17 protein-coding genes are annotated in these 21,625 nt (G+C 63.5%); 12 read left to right on the forward strand and 5 right to left on the reverse strand.

Features of this window, described 5'->3' with window-relative positions:
• Positions 1–5: 5 nt before the first annotated feature.
• The 10 genes from JQ631_RS04525 (at position 6) to JQ631_RS04570 (ending at position 13,344) form a co-directional block, all read left to right on the forward strand.
• Positions 6–941 (forward strand): carbohydrate kinase family protein, encoded by a 936-nt coding sequence (locus JQ631_RS04525; RefSeq protein ID WP_212324367.1) that lies wholly within the window; start codon positions 6–8, stop codon positions 939–941.
• A 112-nt stretch (positions 942–1,053) separates the two neighbouring features.
• A complete protein-coding gene (locus JQ631_RS04530) occupies positions 1,054–2,475 on the forward strand; it encodes an amidase (protein ID WP_212324368.1) in 1,422 nt (473 codons plus the stop codon).
• Positions 2,476–2,561: 86 nt separating this feature from the next.
• Positions 2,562–3,512: an ABC transporter permease gene (locus tag JQ631_RS04535; RefSeq protein ID WP_212324369.1), complete on the forward strand. Its 951-nt coding sequence runs from the start codon at positions 2,562–2,564 to the stop codon at positions 3,510–3,512.
• The gene (locus JQ631_RS04540) at positions 3,509–4,402 is read left to right on the forward strand and encodes an ABC transporter permease (protein WP_212324370.1); all 894 of its coding nucleotides are present in this window, start codon (positions 3,509–3,511) and stop codon (positions 4,400–4,402) included. The genes JQ631_RS04535 and JQ631_RS04540 overlap by 4 nt, the downstream gene beginning before the upstream one ends.
• A 2-nt stretch (positions 4,403–4,404) precedes the next feature.
• On the forward strand, positions 4,405–5,412 hold the full coding sequence (locus tag JQ631_RS04545) for an ABC transporter ATP-binding protein (protein ID WP_212324371.1): 1,008 nt from the start codon (positions 4,405–4,407) through the stop codon (positions 5,410–5,412).
• Positions 5,409–6,413 carry an ABC transporter ATP-binding protein gene (locus JQ631_RS04550; protein ID WP_212324372.1) on the forward strand — a complete coding sequence of 335 codons (1,005 nt, stop codon included), beginning with the start codon at positions 5,409–5,411 and terminating at the stop codon, positions 6,411–6,413. The genes JQ631_RS04545 and JQ631_RS04550 overlap by 4 nt, the downstream gene beginning before the upstream one ends.
• Positions 6,414–6,471: 58 nt before the next feature.
• Positions 6,472–7,965, forward strand: a complete 1,494-nt coding sequence (locus JQ631_RS04555) for an ABC transporter substrate-binding protein (RefSeq protein WP_212324374.1) — start codon at positions 6,472–6,474, stop codon at positions 7,963–7,965.
• Positions 7,966–8,327: 362 nt separating this feature from the next.
• Positions 8,328–9,302, forward strand: coding sequence for a magnesium transporter CorA family protein (locus JQ631_RS04560; RefSeq protein ID WP_212324376.1), 975 nt, complete (start codon positions 8,328–8,330; stop codon positions 9,300–9,302).
• 273 nt (positions 9,303–9,575) lie between these two features.
• Positions 9,576–10,049 (forward strand): hypothetical protein, encoded by a 474-nt coding sequence (locus tag JQ631_RS04565; protein ID WP_249160143.1) that lies wholly within the window; start codon positions 9,576–9,578, stop codon positions 10,047–10,049.
• Positions 10,050–10,104: 55 nt separating this feature from the next.
• Positions 10,105–13,344, forward strand: coding sequence for a CHAT domain-containing protein (locus tag JQ631_RS04570; RefSeq protein WP_212324378.1), 3,240 nt, complete (start codon positions 10,105–10,107; stop codon positions 13,342–13,344).
• A 57-nt stretch (positions 13,345–13,401) separates the two neighbouring features.
• On the opposite strand, the gene JQ631_RS04575 is transcribed toward JQ631_RS04570, so the two are convergent.
• The 5 genes from JQ631_RS04575 to JQ631_RS04595 are packed head-to-tail and all read right to left on the reverse strand — an operon-like array spanning position 13,402 to position 19,584.
• On the reverse strand, positions 13,402–15,108 hold the full coding sequence (locus JQ631_RS04575) for a GMC family oxidoreductase (RefSeq protein WP_349644956.1): 1,707 nt from the start codon (positions 15,106–15,108) through the stop codon (positions 13,402–13,404).
• Positions 15,098–15,748 (reverse strand): gluconate 2-dehydrogenase subunit 3 family protein, encoded by a 651-nt coding sequence (locus JQ631_RS04580; protein WP_212324380.1) that lies wholly within the window; start codon positions 15,746–15,748, stop codon positions 15,098–15,100. The genes JQ631_RS04575 and JQ631_RS04580 overlap by 11 nt, the downstream gene beginning before the upstream one ends.
• On the reverse strand, positions 15,741–16,706 hold the full coding sequence (locus JQ631_RS04585; protein WP_212324382.1) for a hypothetical protein: 966 nt from the start codon (positions 16,704–16,706) through the stop codon (positions 15,741–15,743). Before JQ631_RS04585 ends, JQ631_RS04580 begins: the two co-directional genes overlap by 8 nt.
• Entirely contained in the window at positions 16,703–17,809 is a 1,107-nt protein-coding gene (locus tag JQ631_RS04590; RefSeq protein ID WP_212324384.1) for an enolase C-terminal domain-like protein, read from the reverse strand. The genes JQ631_RS04585 and JQ631_RS04590 overlap by 4 nt, the downstream gene beginning before the upstream one ends.
• Positions 17,809–19,584, reverse strand: coding sequence for a thiamine pyrophosphate-requiring protein (locus JQ631_RS04595; protein WP_212324386.1), 1,776 nt, complete (start codon positions 19,582–19,584; stop codon positions 17,809–17,811). The genes JQ631_RS04590 and JQ631_RS04595 overlap by 1 nt, the downstream gene beginning before the upstream one ends.
• Positions 19,585–20,155: 571 nt before the next feature.
• Between JQ631_RS04595 and JQ631_RS04600 the strand changes: the two genes are divergently transcribed.
• Entirely contained in the window at positions 20,156–21,241 is a 1,086-nt protein-coding gene (locus tag JQ631_RS04600; protein ID WP_212324388.1) for a cytochrome-c peroxidase, read from the forward strand.
• Positions 21,242–21,259: 18 nt separating this feature from the next.
• On the forward strand, positions 21,260–21,580 hold the full coding sequence (locus tag JQ631_RS04605; protein ID WP_212324391.1) for a plastocyanin/azurin family copper-binding protein: 321 nt from the start codon (positions 21,260–21,262) through the stop codon (positions 21,578–21,580).
• Positions 21,581–21,625 lie beyond the last annotated feature (45 nt).

A 21,625-nucleotide genomic window follows, 5' to 3' on the forward strand; every position in this document is an offset into this window, starting at 1 on the left:
GGATCATGCTGATTTCCTGCGGCGACGCGCTGATCGATTTCGTGCCGACGAAAAACGCGGAAGGACGCGAGGCGGTGATGCCGGCGGTTGGCGGCTCCTGCCTCAACGTCGCGATCGGCATCGCCCGGCTCGGCGCGCCGACCGGTTTTGTCGGCGGCATCTCGAACGACCTGTTCGGGCGCATGATCGCGGACCATGCCGCCGCATCAAACGTCGAGCTGGGTCTTGCCACCCGCAGCGATCACCAGACCACGCTCGCCTTCGTCCGCATCGTCGCGGGCGAGTCGCATTACGCCTTCTATGACGCCGAGACCGCGACGCGAAATTGGACGTTTCGGCGTGGGAGCATTCCCTTCAACGCGGTCGACGCTGTTCATGTCGGCTCGACCACGCTGGTTAACGACCAGGGCGCTGCAGAGACGAAGGCCCTGATTGCGGATGCGCGGGTGACGTCGATGATCTCGTTCGATCCGAATTGCCGCCCCAATCTGGTCGCGGACAAGCCGGCCTATCTCGCTCGCATGGCCGAGTTCGCCGCCAGCGCAGATCTTATCAAGATGTCGGATGTCGACTTCGCCTATCTCTTCGGGGAGGAGCCGTATGAGCAACGCGCAAGCGCGCTGCTGGGGCAGGGGGCCAGCCTCGTCGTCATCACCCGCGGCAACCACGGCGCCATCGCCTGGCATGCAAAGGCAGGCCAGATCGAGGTCGAGGCGCCGAAGATTGAGGTCGCCGACACCATTGGCGCCGGCGACAGCTTTCAGGCCGCATTGCTGTTTGCTCTGTACAAGCAGGGCCGTCTTGACCGACAGCAATTGAAGGACACCGGCACTGAGGAACTCCGCCGCGCGCTGTCCTTTGCCGCCAATTGCGCCGGCCTGACCTGCACCCGGCCTGGAGCCGATCCCCCCTGGAGCCGCGAGATCAGCTGGAGTTGGTAAGCCGCCTCACGGCCTCGGGATGTTCCCAACGGACTGCCGCCATGCGCCAGCCGAAATGGACAGGTGAGGTGCCCGCTGGCAAGGTCCGCGCGTCCCGACGTGAGCCTGTCCTATGACCAACGATCTCTGCTTCCTCTCCGCCACCGAACTGCGTGAACGCATTGCCAGCAAGAGGGTCTCGCCCGTCGAGATCACCAGCGCCGTGCTCGCGCGCGCTGAGGCGCTTCAGCCCAAGCTGAACTGCTTCATCACCCTCTGTGGCGAAGAGGCAATGGCAGCGGCACGCGAAGCCGAGCGCAAGGTCATGGCGGGCGAGCCGCTCGGCCTGCTGCATGGACTCCCTGTTACGGTCAAGGACATCGTCAACACCAAGGGTGTGAAGACAACATTTGGCGCCGTTCCCTACAAGGACAATGTGCCGACGGAGGATGCCGTCGCTGTCGCAAAGCTACGCGCCGAAGGCGCGATCCTGATCGGCAAGACCACAACGCCGGAGTTTGGCAGCAAATGTCTGACTGACTCGCCACTGTTCGGTCGCACCCGCAATGCCTGGAGTGCGGAGCGCTCATCCGGCGGCTCGAGCGGCGGCGCAGCGGTGGCGGTGGCGAGCGGCATCGGGCCGCTGGCGATCGCGACCGATGGCGGCGGTTCGACACGGATTCCGGCCGCCTGTAACGGCGTCGTTGGCTTGAAGCAAAGCAACGGCGTGATCGCGCACAGCCAGGCGCTGGATGCGTTCGGCAACCAGACCTATGTCACGCCGACCACGCGCACCGTCGCCGACACCGCCTTGATGATGCAGGCGATGGCCGGCGAGGACGCCTGCGATCCCTGGTCGATCGGCGTGCCCATGCCTGATTTCATCGGCACCGCCGCTCCGCGCGGCGACCTGCGTGGGCAAAAAATCCTGTTCTGCGAGTCCCCTCCAGGACGTCCCGTATCATCGGATGTTGCCGCCGCCTTCAGGGCGAGCCTCGATCGGCTTGCGAGCCTGGGCGCAGAGCTGGAAGAATTCTCTGGCGAGGGCTACGACGTCGAGCCGATCTGGCGTGCCATCAACCACACCGTGTGGCGTTCGCGCTTCTCAAAGCTGGTTGCTGAGCATGGCGACGTCCTCAGCGAGGCCTTCGTCAAACAGATCGCGCTGGCAACCCATGTCAGCGGCGTTGACTATCAGGAGGCGATGTTCGCGCGCACGGCGTTGTTCCGTCACGTGCAATCCCTGCTTGCGGGCGGGCATCTTCTGGCGATGCCGACCATCACCCGCACCGCGCTGCCGATCGACCAGGATTTGTTCGGCAAGATCGAGATCGACGGCCAGCATTTTGACAGCGTTCGGCCGCACTGGTTCCCTTGGACGATGCCGTTCAACATGACCGGCCACCCCGCCGTCAGTCTGCCCTGCGGTTTTGGTCGCGACGGCCTGCCGATCGGGCTCCAGCTCGTCGGCCGCTTCCGAGCCGATGCAGAATTGCTACGCGTCAGCGCGCTGTTTGAGGCCTCGTCCGACCTCCTGTCCCGCCGCCCGGCTTAAGGGGTTGACGATGGGCCGCAAGGGGCTTGCGTCCGGCGTCCGGACATGTTGATCGTGCCGCTGATGAGCCCTGAAGCCGACCGCGCATGAGCGTATTTGTCCTCCGACGTGTCCTGACATTGCTGGCGACGCTGGTCGGCGCATCCGTGATCATTTTCCTGGTGCTGGACGCGCTGCCGGGCAATGCCGCGCAGACGTTGATGGGCGCCGATGCGTCGGCCGACGCGGTGCGCGCGCTCACCGTCAAGCTCGGGCTCGACCAGCCGCTGGCGGTCCGCTATTTGTTATGGATCAAGGGCCTGTTCGTCGGCGATCTCGGCAATTCCTATGTCTACGGCAGCCCGGTCGCGAGCCTGATCGCGGAGCGGCTGGTGCTGACGATTCCGCTCGCGATCATGTCGATGCTGATCACGGTGGTACTGGCCCTCTCGGCCGGCATCTACACCGCCGCCAACCACAACAAGCTCGGCGATGTCGGCGTGATGTCGCTGACGCAGATCGGCATCGCACTACCGAACTTTTGGTTTGCCATTCTCCTGGTGCTGCTGTTCGCCGTGCGGCTGCAATGGCTGTCCGCGGGCGGCTTTGCCGGCTGGGATGACGGTGCCTGGCTTGGGATCAAATCATTGCTGCTGCCGTCAGTCTCGCTGGCCGTGGTGCAGGCGGCGATTCTCGCCCGTGTTACCCGCTCGGCCGTGCTCGAAGTGTTGCGCGAAGATTTCGTCCGCACCGCGCGCGCGAAGGGGCTCGGAAAGCGCGAGGTGCTGTGGAGCCACGTGTTACGCAACGCCATGATTCCCGTGATGACGGTGATGGGCCTGCAATTCGCCAATCTGCTCGCCGGCACCATCGTGATCGAGAACGTTTTCTATCTGCCGGGCCTCGGCAGGTTGATCTTCCAGTCGATCGCTAACCGCGACCTGATCGTTGTGCGCAATTGCGTGATGCTGCTGGCGGCCATGGTCGTGATCGTCAATTTCGTGGTCGACGTGCTTTATGCCTTCATCGATCCCCGCATCAAGGTGCACGACCTGTGAGCGCGCAGCTTTCCACGCCGGTCGACGCACCGGTCGCAACGCGGCCCTTGTCGGCCCGGACCTTCTGGGGCCGTGCGCTGCGCCATCGCAGCTTCGTAGTGGGCGGCGTGCTCAGCCTGCTGGTGGTCGCTTCGGCGCTGCTCTCGCTGGTGTGGACGCCGTGGTCGCCCTACGAGATCGATATCGCCTCGAAACTGCGGCCGCCGTCGGCGGCGCACTGGCTCGGCACCGATACCTTTGGCCGTGACATCGTCTCGCTGCTGCTCGCGGGCGCGCGCTCGACCATTCTGGTCGGCATCATCGCCGTCAGCATCGGTCTCACCTTCGGCGTCTGCCTCGGCCTGATCGCGTCGGCCAAGCGCGGCTGGACCGAAGAGATCATCATGCGCTTCTCCGATTTCACCTTCGCCTTTCCGGCCGTACTGTCGGCGATCATGCTTGCAGCGGTCGCAGGGCCAGGCATGGTGACCTCAATCATCGCGATCGGCATTTTCCAGATCCCGACCCTGACCCGGCTGACGCGCGGTTCGGCCAATGCGATCTGGGCGCGCGAATTCGTGCTGGCGGCGCGCGCCTCGGGGAAGGGCGCCTTCCGCATCACCATCGAGCACGTGCTGCCGAACGTCCTGTCGATCCTGATCGTGCAGGCAACGATCCAGTTCGCGCTCGCGATTCTGGCCGAAGCCGCGTTGTCCTATCTCGGCCTCGGCACGCAGCCGCCACAGCCGTCCTGGGGCCGCATGCTGAACGATGCACAGACCATGCTGTTCCAGTCGCCGATGCTCGCGGTCTATCCAGGAGCCGCGATCGCGATCGCCGTGCTCGGTCTCAATCTGCTCGGCGACGGATTGCGGGATTTGCTCGATCCCCGACTGGCGCGGGAGCGGTGACGATGGCTGATCCCGCAACCCTGATCGAGGTCGACAATCTCGGCGTCCGCCTCAACACCAGCCGTGGGCCGGCACAGGCCGTGCGCGGTGTCAGCTTTGCGTTGAAGCGTGGCGAGACGCTCGGGCTCGTTGGTGAATCCGGCTGCGGCAAGTCGGTCACGGCTCTGTCGCTGATGGGGCTGTTGCCGGACAGCGCGGTCGTCACCGGCAGCATCAAGCTTGATGGCAACGAGCTCGCGCGGCTGCCGGATGCCGATTACTGCAAGCTGCGCGGCAACCGCATCAGCATGATCTTCCAGGAGCCGATGACGGCGCTCAACCCGATGCACACGATCGGCCATCAGGTCGCCGAGCCGTTGCGGCGTCACAAGAAATATTCCGCCACGCAGGCGCGCAAGGAGGCGATCGCCTTGCTCGACCGTGTCGGGCTGCCCGATCCGGCCAAACGCATCGACGCCTATCCGCATCAATTCTCCGGCGGCCAGCGCCAGCGCGTCACCATCGCTATGGCTCTGGCTTGCGAGCCCGATCTGTTGATTGCGGATGAGCCGACCACGGCACTCGACGTCACCATCCAGGGCCAGATCCTCGACCTCATTGCCGATCTCGTCGAGGAGCGCGGGATGTCGATGATCCTGATCTCGCATGATCTCGGTGTCATCGCCGAGAACGTGCAGCGCATGATGGTGATGTATGGCGGCACGGTGGTCGAGAGTGGACCGACCGACCAGGTCTTCCGCCGTATGGGACATCCCTACACGCAGGGCCTGTTTCGCGCCCGTCCGCGGCTCGGTGCGCGCAAGGGGACGCGGCTGACGACGATCTCGGGCACCGTGCCGGAGCTCGCCGATCTGCCTGTGGGGTGCGCGTTCGGCGATCGCTGTCCGCTGGTCCTGGACAAATGCCGCGCGGCACTGCCGCCGATGGTCGAGGTCGGCCCGGGTCATGTCGTGCGTTGCGTGCGCACCGATGTCTCGATGGCCGCGAATGTCGGGGCGCTGTCCGCATGAGCACGGCACCTCTTCTCGACGTCAAGGATCTCGAACAGCGCTATACGCTGCCGCGCGAAAGCCTGTTTCGTCCGCCCGGCCAGGTGCGCGCGCTGAACGGTGTCAGCGTGCAGGTCCGGGCGGGCAAGAGTCTCGGCATCGTCGGCGAATCCGGCTCGGGCAAGTCGACCTTCGCGCGGGTGGTGATGGCGCTGGAGCGACCGACCGCGGGCGAGGTCACGCTGCTTGGCCGCGACCTCAACCGCATCCCTCCCGATGAATTGCGCCGCGCGCGTCGCGATTTCCAGATGGTGTTCCAGGATCCCTACGGATCGCTCGACCCGCGCCAGACCATCGCGCGCATCGTCGCCGAGCCGCTCACCGTGCTTGACGATGCCGATCGCGCCACGTTCAGCGCCCTCGTCGCCGCGGTGCTGAAGCAGGTCGGCCTGCGCGAAGCGGACATGGACAAATATCCGCACGAATTTTCTGGCGGGCAGCGCCAGCGCATCGCCATTGCGCGTGCGCTGATTACGCAACCAAAGCTGATCGTGGCGGACGAGCCCGTCTCCGCGCTCGACGTCTCCGTCCAGGCTCAGGTCCTGAATTTGATGCAGGACCTCCAGGAGCAATTCGGCCTCAGCTACATCCTGATCAGCCACGACCTCGCGGTGGTCGACTATCTCTGCGACGAGGTCGCGGTGATGTATCTCGGCCGGGTCGTCGAGCAGGGGCGGCCGGAGGATCTGTTCGAGCGCTGCGCCCATCCCTATACGCGGGCGCTGCTCGATGCCGTGCCGCGCGCACGGGCCGGCGGCGGCCGGCGGCGGCGCGGGGCCCAGGCGATCGCCTCGCAATCGGCCGCCGCGACCGGATGTCCTTACGTGGCGCGCTGCCCGCTCGCCGACCAGCATTGCCGCGAGGTTCCGCCCTTGCTACGCAGGGTGGGCGAGGAACATCTCGCCGCCTGCCACAAGGCGGAGGCCGTGATGGCATTGCCGCGGGCGGCCATGGAAGGTTAAGGTCGGCTACGGAATTCGCGTAGCCTCAAGAACGTAGAAGAAGGCCGGGGAGACAGGCATGTTGAAGAAGCTAACAATCGTCGCTTTTGCCGCAGCATTGGCCGCGGCGCCGCTACCGGTGCTGGCGCAGAGCAAGAAGGACAGCGTCGTCATGGGTATGACGCTGGAGCCGCCGGGGCTCGATCCCACCAACGCAGCCGCTGCCGCGATCGCCGAGGTTACGCTCTACAACATCTATGAGACCCTGACCAAGATCAACGAGGACGGCTCGGTCGCACCGCTGCTCGCCGAGAGCTGGACCGCGTCCCCCGATCTCAAGACCTATACGTTCAAGCTGCACAAGGGCGTCAAATTCCAGAATGGCGAGGCCTTCAATTCCGCCGCCGTGAAATTCTCGTTCGAACGCAACGCGGCCGCGAACAGCACCAACAAGGACAAGAGCCTGTTCCAGGCCTTCGAGAAGATCGACGCGCCCGACGCCGACACGATCGTGCTCACGCTGAAATATCCCGAGCCGAACCTGCCGTTCCTGCTCGGCCAGGCGAGCGGCTCGATCGTCGAGCCGAAGAGCGCGGCGACCAATGTCACGCAGCCGGTCGGCACCGGGCCGTATCAGCTCGGCGCCTGGGTCAAGGGCTCCTCGCTGACGCTGAACAAATGGGCCGACTATCGCAACGCCTCCGCGATCAAGCTGTCCAAGGTGACGATCCGCTTCATCGGCGATCCCGCCGCGCAGATCGCGGCGCTGCTGTCCGGTGACGTCGACGCGTTCCCGCGCGTCACCACCCGCGGCGTCGCGCAGTTCAAGAGCGATCCGCGCTTCACCGTGCTGGTCGGCGGCTCCAAGGCCAAGACCATCGTCGCCATCAACGAAAAGAAGAAGCCGCTCGACGACGTCAGGGTGCGCCGCGCGATCCTCGCCGCCATCGACCGCAAGGCGATGATCGAAGGCGCGGTCGAAGGCTTCGGCACGCCGATCGGCAGCTTCTATACACCGGGATCGCTCGGCTATGTCGACACCACCGCCATCAACCCCTACGATCCCGAGAAGGCGAAGAAGCTGCTGGCCGAGGCCGGCGTCACCACGCCGCTCGAGCTCAGCCTGAAGCTGCCGCCGCCGCCTTACGCGCGGCAGGGCGGCGAGATTCTGGCAGCCCAGCTCGCCAAGGTCGGGATCAACGCCAAGATCGAGAACGTCGAGTGGGCGCAGTGGCTGTCGCAGGCGTTCGCGCCCAACGGCCCGCACAACTACGACCTGACCATCGTCTCCCACGTCGAGCCGTTCGATCTCGTCAAGCTGACCGAGCCGGACTTCTATCTCGGCTACAACAGCGAGGCGTTCAACGCACTCTACAAGCAGATCGTGTCGACGCCCGATGAGGCCGGCCGCGCAAAACTGCTCGGCGATGCCCAGAAGATGCTCGCGACCGATGCGGTGGCCGGCTTCCTGTTCCAGCCGCAATGGCCGACGGTCATCAACAAGAAGCTGAAGGGCGTCTGGAAGGAAGTCCCGCAATTCGAGAACGACTTCTCGGCCTGGTCCTGGGAGTAGATCCGCTCACCTGGTCGATCCGGCGTCGCAATTTTGGCCTCTCCCCTTCGGGAGAGGCCATTTTGCTTGCCGGCATCGAATCAAAATCTGAAAACAACCCCATGCACCGTAGCCGGGCTCAGTCATTTCAACGACTTGTACGATCGGCCCGGTCGATTTCGAAAATCAGAAATTCCGATTGACCCGTCGGGCAAAACACTGGCATGATGACATCATCGAAGAAGGCCGCGGCCGCTTTCGCCTGAGGGCGCTCCCTCGATTGATTCCCCGATGTTGAACGATTGGAACCCTCGTGCGTTAGCCCGGCGTGGGAAGGCCGCATGCCGTGCGATCCGGCGTGAAGGGCAGACGGAGTTCGGTCATTGCTGAAACTGCACAGGTGGCCGTCCGACGACTGGCAGGGTATCGGCGCCGAAATGCCCTCGGAGATCATCTGGGCGGATCTGCTGAATGGGACCGCGGAGGAAAAGCAGTTCATCGAGCGACTGCTGAAGATACGCATCCCGTCCGAGGAGTCGCTCAGCGAGATCGAAGCGTCGAGCCGCCTGATCCTCGAGCACGGCAACCTCTATCTCAGCTCGCCGGCGGTGCGGCTCAACGAGGTTAACGAAGCCGAGATCACGCCGGTCGGGTTCGTGATCGGCCCGCATGTGCTGGTGACAGTGCGCTTTGCCGAACTGCCGATCTTCGACCAGATCAGCAAGCGCGTCGGCTCCGACGACAGCCTCGAGAACGGCATGTGCGTGTTCACCAGCCTGCTCGAGGCCATGATCGACCGCGGCGCTGACGCGCTGGAGCATCTCGGCGCCAAGGTCGACCAGCTTTCGCGCGGCGTCTTCAAGGGCGGTCTCGTTCGCACCAAGCGGCCGGTCCGCTCGAGCCGAAGGATGCGCGAGGCGCTGGAGAATATCGGCGAGCTCGCCGATCGCCTCGCCAAGGCGCGCGACGTGCTGCTCGGCGTCGGGCGTATCGCGTCCTACGCCGACAATGTCGGCAGCGAGTGGATCACGGCGGCGTCGAAGAAGCGCCTCGAGGCGGTCTCGAAGGACGTCGCGTCGCTGAGCGACTACGAGACGCGCCTGTCCGACAAGATCCAGCTCCTGCTCGATGCGGTGCTCGGCTTCATCAACATCCAGCAGAACGAGCTGTTCAAGATCCTGACGATCGTCTCCGTCGTCGGCGTGCCGCCCACAATCCTGGTCGGTATCTGGGGCATGAACTTCAAGAACATGCCGGAGCTGAGCTGGACGTTCGGCTATCCGCTCTCATTGCTCGCGATCATCGCCAGCGGCGTGCTACCGCTGATCTGGTTCAAGCGGCGCGGCTGGTTCGAGTGACCAAGGCCGCGATCACGTTGTCGATCGGCGAAGTACTCGACTTGATGACCGGCGACGACCGCCATTGATGGCGGTGGCGGACGGTGTGCCGGCGGTCGCAAGGCATCCGGCGAAACCGGGCTGGTCGCCTGTGGCTGTGCGCTGCAATACAGCTCGATCCACGTCTGTGGCGCTTTGGATGTCGACAGGTTCGTCAGTTGACTTGCCGCGATGATTGTTGACCGAACCTTTCGCCACGGATAGCTTTTGGCTTTCATTTCAAAGGATTTAAGAATGCATATCCGGAATTCTATGGGAGCATGTTTGAGGGTCGGTGCTTGCTGGAGCGCGAATCGTTCTGCAATGGTTTGCCTGCTGGCTCTGTTTTCAGCGCTGACCTGGTTTTGTGAAAACGCGCTCGCTCAGGAAACGTCGTCCCGGTACGGCATGGGCGGTCGCACGGGACAGTTCGGCGAGATCCGTCAGCAAATCGCTGTGAGCGGTCAACCTTTTAGAATTGAAGGTCACTGTCAGTCGGCCTGTACCATGTTTTTGAAACTCAAGACTGCGTGCGTCGAGCCGAGCGCTGAACTCCTGTTTCATGCCGGCAGCAACCAAAAGGCTACGCAGCAGATGCTGAATTCCTACAATGGCGCCTTGCGCAATTATCTCGTCGCAAATCATATTATGGAGACGACGTCATTCACGACCATTTCTGGAAGAGATATCATCCAGAAATTTGGTTATCGGTCGTGTGCAGCAAAGTAGCGCATCAACCGTTCCACTTTATTGGTCGTCGGGCGGCACTTTTCATGGGTCGCAAATGAGCAGCTTGTCACGGTGGGCACTCGTGCTTTGCCTTGTGCTGAGCTTTGGCACAAAGGCGTCGAGCCAGGAGTCTGCCGAATGCTCCTTCAATGCCGCGACGACGCAGCAGGCCTGCGAGCCAAATGGAGGCGCGTCGAGCGTTAGCGATCGCCCGGCGAAAAGTCCGCTGCCGCCGAGTTTTCTTCCTCCGCCGCGATCGATTGCGGATATCACGGCGATTCTCGACAGCGAAAAGCCGGACCCCGCCACCCTGGCCAGAATGAAATCTGCCGCCGACGCTGAGCCTGCCGATGGTCTTTCGCAGGAATCGCTGGCGAAGTTCTACTATGCCCGATCCGAGGCGAGGGAAATCCTGGGGCGCTCGGTTGATGCATTGGCCGATAGTCAGCAAGCACTCATCGCCGTGCGACACGTCGACAACGATCGTCTTACGATGCGTATCGCGATGGATATCGTAAGTCGGCTTAAGTCGACGGGGGACTATAAACGCGCTCTCGCGATGGTAGAGCCGCTTATTGCTGAAGCTGATCAGCCGCGCACAAGGGGAAACTTGTTCCCTCTGCATCATCTTGCTGTTGGAACTGCGATTGCAATGGGGAATCTGCCGTTGGCGGAGGAGCACCTGCGGCGAGCGCTGGTCCTCATTTCGGAGGCGCGCAACGGTGACCCTCGCTGGCGGTCCTACCGCATCAGGGGCAACTCCTGGGAAACTTCAATTGCATTGATGCAAGCGGCAATCTTCGCCGCGCGAGGCCACTTTAGGGATGCCGAGCTCGCTTTTGTCCAGGCGCGCGAGCTTCGAATTAAATCGATCGATGTTTTCAACAAGCTGGCAAAAACGGACCCGGACGTGCCCCTGGCTTCGGATATGCAAAGACAGGCAGATGGATTTTTACTTAACATCGCTACGATGAAATCGCGGCAGGGCCGGTTGGCCGAGGCTGAGTCGGATGCACGCATCGCGTTGTTTTCTCGCCTGAATGCGGATGGCAAGTACAATCCTCTGACGACCCCCTACGTGACTGGTCTTGCAAAAATCCTGAATTGGGAAAGCCGCTTCTCAGAGGCCGAGAAGCTCGCACGAACGAGCCTCGACATCCAGCACACACTTGGCATCGACGATGACCGCCCCAATAATGCCCACGCTCTCTTCTCACTCGGTTCCAGCCTGACTGGCGAGGGGAAGTCAGATGAAGCGATAAGGGTTTTCGACCAATTGGACCAGGCGATTGCCGCGTGGGATCCTCGACAGAGAGCAACAGTGCTATCCAGCGTCACTCGGATCAGTGCGCTTTTGGCGTCGAGCCGAAGTGACGAAGCTCTTGGCGCTTCGCAGGCACTCGTCCAACGCGAGATCGCGCGTGTCGGTGAGGGCCATTATGATAGCGCCTCTGCACACGGCATTCTAGCCATTGCCTTGATGCGCGCAGGCAGGGACGCCGACGCACTTCGCGAGTTCAAGATCGCGCTGCCGGTACTGCAGGCAGCGGAGCAACAGAACGCCGATGATGGCGATGCTGAAGGGGTGGGACGGGTTCAGGCCCGGTTGAGGTTCGTCGTAGAGAACTACATCAAGCTATTGGCAACAGCCCGAAGCCCAGCTGACGATGTCGCCGCTCAGACCTTTATCATGGCCGATTCCATTCGCGGGCACGCGGTGCAGCAGGCTTTGGCGGAGTCGAGCGCGCGTGTGGCGGCAAAGGATCCGGCACTCGCGGAGCTTGTGCGAAACGAGCAGGATCTGAGCAAGCAACTCAGGGCACAGCTCGGTTCGCTCAACAATCTTCTGAGCGTGCCGTCGAACGAGCGCGACGAGCAGGTTCTGCGCGATATCGAGAATTCGATCGGGCGATTGCGTATGGATCGCGACGTGGCTCGTGCCGAGATCAACAAGCGTTTCCCCGCCTATGCCGATCTCGTCAACCCGAAGCCACCAGGTATCGAGCAGATCAGGGAGGCTCTTCACGACGGCGAAGCGGCGCTGTCGTTCTACTTCGGAGGCGAGGCAAGCTTCGTGTGGGCGGTACCCAAGAGTGGACCGGTGGCTTTTGCTTCCGTTGAGGCGAAGCCCGACGAGCTCAGACGCAAGATCCAAAAGCTGCGGGAGGCATTGGAGCCGGACGCGGCGCTGATTTCCGATATCCCGCCGTTCGACGTCGATCTCGGCTACCAGCTCTACTCCATCCTCCTAAAGCCCGTTGAGGAGGGTTGGAAGAGATCGAAAAGCCTCATCGTGGTGACGAACGGTGCGCTCGGATTGCTGCCGTTGTCACTGTTGCCGACCGCACCGTCCACGCTGAAGTCCGACGAAGACCCGCCCTTCGCGGCCTATCGAAACGTGCCTTGGTTAGCTCGCACCCATGACATCGCCACTCTGCCATCGTTGTCGGCGCTCGTCACTCTGCGGTCGCTACCGGCAGGCGCTTCCGGACGCAGGCAACTCATCGCATTCGGCGACCCGCTTTTCAGCGAACAGCAGGCCACGGAAGCAGAAAGGAAGATCGCGCATGTTGCTCCCTCGGCCGCTGCAATCACGCGCGGCGTGCCGTTCAGGCGGAGATCGATTCCAAGGCTGGAAGGCGTTGACAGCGCCGAGCTTGCGATGTTGCCGCGGCTTCCGGACACCGCCGATGAATTGAGGTCGATCGCGATCGCGCTGCACGCCGATCCGTCAAGAGTGCTGAAGCTCGGGAAGGACGCCAACGAAGAGGTCGTCAAGTCGACGAACCTGTCCGGGTTCAGGGTCGTCGTGTTTGCAACCCATGGCCTCGCGGCGGGTGAACTCAACGGGCTGACGCAGCCGGCTTTGGCGCTCACCGCGCCAGCCGTCGCCGGCGTCGAGGGTGACGGATTGCTCACCATGGAGGAAATCCTGCAACTGAGGCTCGACGCGGACTGGGTCATTCTTTCGGCTTGCAACACCGGCGCCGGAGAGGGCGCCGGCGCGGAGGCCGCCTCCGGGCTGGGCCGCGCATTTTTTTATGCAGGGACGCGGGCCATCCTCGTCACCAATTGGTCGGTTCATTCGCAGTCGGCAAAGGATCTGGTCACTGATCTGTTCAAGCGGCAAGCCGATGATCCCAAGCTGACGCGCGCGGAGGCGCTGCGGCAGGCAATGATGGCTCTGATAGACGGGCGGGGCTATGTCGGCGCCGACGGGAAGACCGAATTCGCCTATGCCCACCCGTTGTTCTGGGCTCCCTACACAATTTTGGGGGACGGCGGGACACGTTGACTGGAAGCGCATTGGGCGCGCCGCGTCGCGGCCGTCCTGAATGAAGCGGCACCACGCTCATGACCTGTGCACCTCGGTCGAACGCTGACGGATGGAAGTCTGCCGTGGGACGGCGGCGTTGAGCTCCCCCCGTCGCGCCAGAGCGCGAATGCGGTCCGCGGTCCGGCAGGCGATCGCCTGGATCGTCAGCGACGGATTGGCGCCTCCGACCGTGGGAAAGACCGAGCCGTCACAGATCCACAAGTTCGGAATGTCCCAGCTGCGACAATCCGCATCGACGACGCTGGTGCGGGCATCGCTCCCCATGCGCGCGGTTCCGTTGAGATGGCAGGTATCGTCGTCCTGGATCCAGATGTCGTCTGCGTCGGCCGCCTCCAGCGCACGGCTCATGAATTTGAGGGAGTGGTCGATCAGGCGCTTGTCGTTGTCGCACCAGGAATAGGTGACCCGGGGAATTCGCAATCCATACTGGTCGACCTCGTCGGCCAGGCTCACCCGATTGGATTCCTGAGGCAGCATCTCGCCGACGATCCTGAGACCGACGACATGATTGTAGTCTTTCATGGCCTCGACCAGGCTCTCCCCCCAAAGGCCGCGCGCGCTGAACAATGTGTTCGCCCAGAGCTGCGGCAACGGGCCCTGGCTCATGTAGGAATAGCCGCCGAAGAAATCCTTGCCCTTGTCTTCGTAGTTCCAGTGCTCGGTGATGGCGAGCGACGGCGGCCCCTTGTAGGAGCGTACCTCGTGCTCGAGCCGTCCCCACACCGCCTGATTGGACTGCGCCATCAGGTTCTTTCCGACCAGGCCCGAGCTGTTGGCGAGGCCCTCCGGAAAGCGGGCCGTCGCGGAGTTCAGCAGAAGCCGGGGCGTTTCGATGGCATAACCCGCGACGACGACGTTGCGCGCGCGCTGAAAGCGCCACACGCCGTCCCGATGATAGTGAACCCCGGACACGAGCCCGGACGGCTCGACCTCGACGCGACCGACCATCGCGAGATCGCGGATCTCCGCGCCTGCGGCGATTGCGCGTGGAATCCATGTGACCAGTGCGCTCTGCTTGGCGTTGGTCGAACAGCCGGAGATGCAGAAGCCGCGATAGACGCAAGGGTGGGCCAGACCTCGCGGGGCCGACAGCGTTGCGAGCGGCGTCTCGGTCCAATTGATGCCCAGCGCCTCGCAACCTTTGGCCAGTGCCCGCGCCGCGCCGTTCAACGGATGAGCGCGGTACGGGTAGCGCGGACGCGGCGGACCCCAGGGATAGGTCACCGGGCCCGATATCTTCAGGGCCTGTTCGACTTCGGTGTAGTAGTCCCACATCTCGCGCCAATCGAGCGGCCAGTCGGCGCCGTAACCGAGCAAGGTGCGTGACTTGAACCATTCGGGACGGAAGCGGAGCGAGACCATCGCGAAGTGCACCGTCGAGCCGCCAACGGCCTTGCCGCTGTTGTTGCCGCCAAGCTGCAACGGATTGGCGCCGTCGACGATGCGGTCGTCAGTCCAGTAAAGCTTGGTCTGCTCGGATTCATCCGAGGCGAAATCCTCCAGCGGCCTGAAATAAGGGCCCGCGTCGAGAGCGACGACAGAGAAACCGTATTCGGCAAGCTTGCAGGCGAGTGTGCCGCCGCCGGCGCCCGTGCCGACGATGGCGAAATCGACCGGCTCGCTCTCTCGGTATTGCCGCATCGGCACCCAGCCGCCCGGATGGAACACGTCCGGTGCCCGGCCATCGTGCGCCCTCGTCGCATGGAAGGGATCACCGGACACGGCGGTTACTCCGGCGCGCCGCGGCATCATTCCCATCCTTCGCCTCGGCGGCCTCCCAAGGGTCGCGCTCGTCGATATCGAGCCGCACATAGCCGCGCGGGCTCGCGGGGCCGCCCCAACCGATCTCGCTCCAGGCGGTCGGGTGAGCGTAATAGGCGAACACGATGTCCCGCCCCATGCGGGCCTTGAAGAAGACGTCACAGCGCAAGCCGCCCCATTGATCTGCTTTCAGCTCACCAGCCTGGGCGGAGCGAAGCAGCCTGTCCTGTAACGCCTGCGGCAACTGCGCAAAGCGCTTGCCATAGGCTGTGGAGGCTTCAGCGTTCAGTGCCTTCAGTCCGAGACGCCACGCATCGCCGTCCCTGGGCATATCGGGCCTGCGAAACCCGTCCATGACCCGGTCGTGCAGCTTGCGGTCGACCAGCGCGGCGATCGGCACCGGGGGACGATCGGGCGGCTGTGGAATGAGGTGGTCCGCGATCGCCACGACGGTGTCGTATTCGTCGCGTGTGAAGAAGCGCGGCTCAGGCGCGATGGATAATCGCCGCGTGATGACCTCGCGCGTCTTGTCGTTCCAGGACGGTCCCGACCATTTGGCGAGAACGTCATATCCGGGATAGCGGTCGCGACTTTCATGCATCGGGATGCGCCCTCATGAGGCCGAGTGCAGCCAGACCGGCAAGTGCGAGGCCAGTGAAGCTCAGCGGCGCGGGAAGCGGCGGTCCGTTCAGAATGTTCTGGCTCCAGTTGCGCCAGCCACCCATGTTTCGTGACACGCCGTACGCGTGGAAGCCGACACCAGCCAAACCCATGGCCGTCAACACACGCATCCACCCGCGTGTGAAGCGATGCGTCCTGCCGGATCCGCCTGCGGCCGCCGACAGCAGCAGCGCTGCGCCGACCGGCGGCAGCGTCACCGGGAGAAGCATGAAGGGGTTGTGATAGGCCCCCCGGAAATGGAGCAGGCCGGCCTCGCCAGTCGTGCCGAGCAGGCCTGCGCCCGCGACCGCGGCGATGGTGCGTCCCGCCGGCAGACCGAAGATGCGCGGGCGAGTTCGGGCCGCTTCCCGCACTCGCTCCGAACAGAAGCCGAGCAGGCCCGAGAGCAGGATCGCCATCGGCGCGCCGATCGGGGCACCGTAGAATACGTTCTGCCAGCTGAAGCCGCCGACGCGCTTGCCGACGTTGTAGAGATGAAATCCCGAACCGATCATCCCGGTCGCTGCTGCCAGCAGGTAGGTCGCGTCGCGCGCCTTGTGCGCGAACGGACGCATGTCGGCCGTGCCATGGATGCTCGTCGCGAGGGTCAACGCCGAAACTGCAAGGGGCGTGTACATGGCTTTGTTCTTGAACGATCCGCGGTAATGCTCGACGCTGGAATCGGCGAGCACGGAGGCGGCGAGAGTTCCCGCGGCGCGGTTGAGTTCCTGCGCGGTCTTGACCGTCGCTGCGCGGCCGGACCGAATGCGACGCGGCGCGCGGCGCGGGCCAGAGCTGCCAGCCGGCGCGGAGGCTGCCGAAAGGAGTGAGACAAGCGCCACGCCGGATGCAGCGATCGCGGCCAGAGCAAGCAGATCGCGTTCCGCCGGTGGGCTCATGCTGCCTCCGATACTGCGTAAGCGGCGGCATCGGCGCGCTTGAACACCAGGCCGTGTCCCGGCGCCGTCAGATCGGGCGCGATCCGGCCATCGCGGGGCTGCGGAGCGCCATCGAAAAACATGCGCTCGATCCGGACGTGGTCGTGAAACCATTCCAGATGACGCATGCGGGGTGAAGCACAGGCAAGAGCCAGGTGCAGCGCCGGCGCACAATGACCGGAGAGGTCGACGTGAAAGGCCTCGCACAGCGACGCAATTCCGAGAAAGCCGGTGACGCCGCCGCATCGCGTCGCGTCCGCCTGCTGCACGTCGACGGCACCGGCCGCAAGCATGGTGCGCACATAGTCGATGGTATAGGCATATTCGCCGGCAGCCACGTCCATTCCATCCGGTGCGTGCTGTCGCACCATGGCCAGTCCCGGCAGGTCGTCGGACGATACGGGCTCTTCGAACCAGCTGACGTCCTGTTCGGCGAAAACGTGCGCCAGCCGGATCGCCTGCGTGGCGCCGCAGGCGCCATTGGCGTCGACGAACAGGGTCGCCTTGCCAATCGCGCGCTTGGCGATTGCGACGCGATGCGGATCCCGCTCCGGCTCGGAGCCGATTTTCATTTTGACGCAAGCGCAGCCGTCGTTCTCAACCCAGCCGCCGAGCTGCCGCTCCAGCTCGCTGTCGGAGTAGGTGGTGAAGCCGCCGCTGCCATAGATTGGAATGGAGGTGCGGCGCGCGCCGAGAACAACGACGAGCGGCAGCTCGAGCAGACGCGCTTTCAGGTCATGCAGGGCGGTATCGACCGCGGAGATGGCCGTAGCCGCGAGGCCCTCACGTCCGAGGTTGCGGACTGCCCGCCGCATCGCCTCGAAACAGGCTTGCGGCGCCAGGGCGTCCTTGCCCGCGATCACAGCGCCGAGCGTATCCCGGATCAGCCCCACAATGCAGGCACTGGCATAAGTGTAGCCGAGGCCGACCCGTCCTCCACCCTCGACCTCGACGAGCACGAGAGTCGTGGAATTCCAGGCGATGGTGCCGTCCGCCTCGGGCCGGTCGGTCGGCACCAGGTACGCCTGCGCGCGCACGCTCCGGATCGGGACCTCAGACAGCATCAGTCTTTTCCGGGCAGAACGCTCGACAGCAGCTCCTTGGCGCTGTTCTTCAACACGCTTCCGAGTTCAGGCTCGGACGGGATCATGCTGACGAAGTTCTTGGCTTCCTTCAGCGTGATGTGCGGCGGAAGCGGCGGCACGTTGGGGTCGGTATAGGCCTCGAGGATGACCGGCCGATCTGCCGCGAGCGCCTCGTCCCATGCCGCACCGACGCGATCGGGATTGTCGACGAAGATGCCCTTCAGGCCGATCAGCTCGGCATAGCGATGATAGGGGAAATCCGGAATGCTCTGGGTCGACTCGGTCTTTCCGGTGCCGAGCTGAATGCGCTCTTCCCACGTCACCTGATTGAGGTCGCGGTTGTTGAGAACCAGCACGATCAGCCGCGGATTCGACCAACGTTTCCAGTATTTGGAAATGGTGATCATGACGTTGAGACCGTTCATCTGCATCGCACCGTCGCCCATGCAGGCGATCACGGTGCGATCAGGGTAGGCCATCTTTCCTGCAACAGCGTAGGGCGTGCCGGCGCCGAGCGAGGCAAGGCCGCCAGACAGTGACGCTTTCATGCCGCGCCGCATCCTGAGATCGCGAGCGTACCAGTTCGCCACGGAGCCGGAATCGGCGGTGATGATGGCGTTGTCCGGTAACCGCGGCGACAACTCCCAGAACACCCGCTGCGGATTGAGCGGTTGTGCCGAATTCATCGCTCTTTCCTTCAGCAGATCCCACCAGTCGGCCATGCCTTTCTCGATGTCACGCCGCCAGGACGACGCCTTCTTCTGCGTGAGGAGCGGCAACAGCGCGCGCAACGTCGTCGCGCTGTCGCCGACCATGTTGACTTCCATCGGATAGCGCAGGCTGAGCCGGCTTCCGTCGATGTCGATCTGCACGCCGCGCGCATCGCCCGGCCTGGGTAGAAACTCGCTGTAAGGGAAGGCGGAGCCCACCATCAGGAACGTGTCGCAGTTCTTCATGAGGTCCCAGCTTGGGCGCGTTCCCAACAGTCCGATCGAACCGGTGACAAACGGAAGATCGTCGGGCAGCGCGGCCTTGCCGAGCAGCGCCTTGGCGACGCCTGCCTGCAGGCGCTGGGCAACTTCTATCGCCTCGTCGGTCGCATCCAGCGCGCCGGCGCCGACCAGCATGGCAACCTTGCTGCCTGCGTTGAGGACGTCCGCGGCAGCTCGAAGCGAGGCGTCGTCGGGCAGTTTTGCCGGCCCGGCATAGCCGATGCCGGTGTGAGTGGCGCCGTGAGCCAGCGGCGGGTCCCTGTAGTCGAGCTCCTGCAGATCGTTGGGCAGTATCACGCAGGTGACGGCCCGCTTCGTGTGCGCGATGCGTACCGCGCGATCGATCAAATGGCGGATCTGCTCGGGCACACTGGCCAACGCGACGTATTCGGTGACGCCCTGGAACAAGGTCTGGAGATCGACCTCCTGCTGATAGCTCGCGCCGATCGCGCTGCGCGCCTGCTGACCAACCAGCGCGACCACGGGGACGTGATCCATCCTGGCGTCGTAAAGCCCGTTGAGGAGGTGAATCGCGCCAGGGCCTGATGTCGCGTAGCAAAGGCCGACCTCGCCGGTGAATTTCGCGTGGGCCGAGGCCATGAAGGCCGCCATCTCCTCATGGCGAACCTGCACGTAGTCCATTCTGTCCTTGGCTTTTTCGAGAGCGACGTCGAGCCCGCCCACACCGTCGCCGGGATAACCGTAGACGCGCTTCAAACCCCATTCGGACAGGCGATGCCAAACATAATCGCTAACATTCATCGGAGGGGTTCCCGTGTGTCGATCGGCGATGACCGGGTGGGTATGGAATCCAAACGGGAAACAACGTCGAATGTTGCAGCCTGAACGATTGTTTAGGTTCAGCAGAACGTGAGGGCGCAAAGCTACGGCGAACGACGTCCGCTCGGCGACGCCAATGGATTGTCTTCACCGTCGGGGCAAAGCTTCAAACATTTGCTTCCGCGAGTTCATGCCGCGCACGGTGTGATTGTTCCTAACAAGGTCGGATGAAAGTCAGATCATCCGCCCACGCGTGCTGTCGACGGCGCGCGTTTTCGCAACTGCCGATCTTCAAGCAGATCGCCGAGCGGGACGGCTTCCACGACGGCATCGGTGGCGCAGAATACGGTTCGACAAAAGGCACAACTCTTCGTTGGCCGCCGATTCTCGCTGCACTTTATGAGTGCGGAAATGCCGAAAAGCGATAGCTGACCGTTGCGGCCGCTACGATCTATTTAACGAATTGCGGCTAGATTCATGACGATTTTTCCGTTGCGCGTTGCTTCGACGTTTTTCGGTGTCGCGAATGACACCCTTTCTGGGGGACATTTGCATGCCGACGCAGGGCGCCTATCGCTCGCAACTTTTCATTGCGACGATCGCATCAGCCACACTCGGCGTTGTTGGTTTCGCGACGGTCGGTTTCGGCGCCGCCGTGGTCGGTGAAAGCCGGAAGGTCGAGATCACGCAGAAGGGGCCGAGCGGCGTCGATGCGCTCAAGGCGCAGTACCGCAGGCCCGCGACGATCCCGTTCCCCAAGGACAATCCTTTCACGCCCGACAAGGCTGCTCTCGGCAAGAAGCTCTATTTCGACACGCGGCTGTCGGTGACATCGGCGCAGTCATGCGCGAGCTGCCACAGCCCGGGTTTCGGCTGGGGCGACGGGCTTGCCGTCGGCGTCGGTCACGGCATGGCGAAGCTCGGCCGTCGTTCGCCGACGATCGTCAACGCGGCCTGGAGCGCGATCTACATGTGGGACGGCCGTCTTCCGACGCTGGAAGACCAGGCGCTCGGCCCGATCCAGTCGCCCGGCGAGATGAACATGAAGCTCGACCAGCTGATGGCGCGGCTGGCCAGCATTCCCGAATACAAGCCGGCCTTCGATGCCGCTTTTCCTGGCGAAGGCATGAAGCCGAAGACCTTGGCACAGGCGATCGCTACCTATGAACGCACTGTCGTCTCGGAACGGGCGCCGTTCGACGCCTGGGTTGAAGGCAACGAGAAGGCGATCTCCGAGGACGCCAAGCGCGGCTTCGCGCTGTTCAACGGCAAGGCGCAATGCGCGGCCTGTCACGAGGGCTGGAATTTCACCAACGAGGGTTTCCAGGACATCGGTCTGCCGAGCGCCGACGTCGGTCGCGGGGAATATCTTCCCGCGGTCATCAAGATGCAGCACGCGTTCAAGACGCCGGGTTTGCGCGAAATCACCCGCCGCGGCCCGTACATGCATGACGGCTCGCTCGCCACGCTCGAAGCGGTCATCGATCATTATGACCATGCCGGCGTCGACCGGCCCAGCCGTTCGGATCTCATGCGTCCGCTCGACCTGACTGCGCAGGACAAGGCCGATCTCGTCGCGTTCCTCAAGACATTGACCAGCGAACTCGGTCCGACGGCCGTGCCGGTTCTTCCTCGCTAACCCCTGAAGGTTCTTCCCATGCGCACAATCGCTCTCTTCACCTGTGTCATCGTTGCCGGCTTCTCGGTCGGCGCCTACGCCGCGACCGAAGTGATCCATCAGCAGGGCCGCGCCTTCTCCGCCGAGAGCATCACGGTGAAGAAGAACCAGGCCGTCACCTTCCTGAACGACGACACGGTGCCGCACAACATCATGTCGGCCAGCAAGGGCAACGAGTTCAATTTGGGATCACAGGCGCCGGGCACCTCGACGGACGTGTCCTTCAAGGAGCCGGGCGATGTGCAGGTGATCTGCGCCATTCATCCGCGCATGAAGATGATGGTCAAGGTGACGGACTAGGATTTTGTTTTGACGCGCTTTCCTCACGCGAACCGGTACCCACTT

The organism is Bradyrhizobium manausense (assembly GCF_018131105.1).
Classification (GTDB): Bacteria; Pseudomonadota; Alphaproteobacteria; order Rhizobiales; family Xanthobacteraceae; genus Bradyrhizobium; species Bradyrhizobium manausense_B.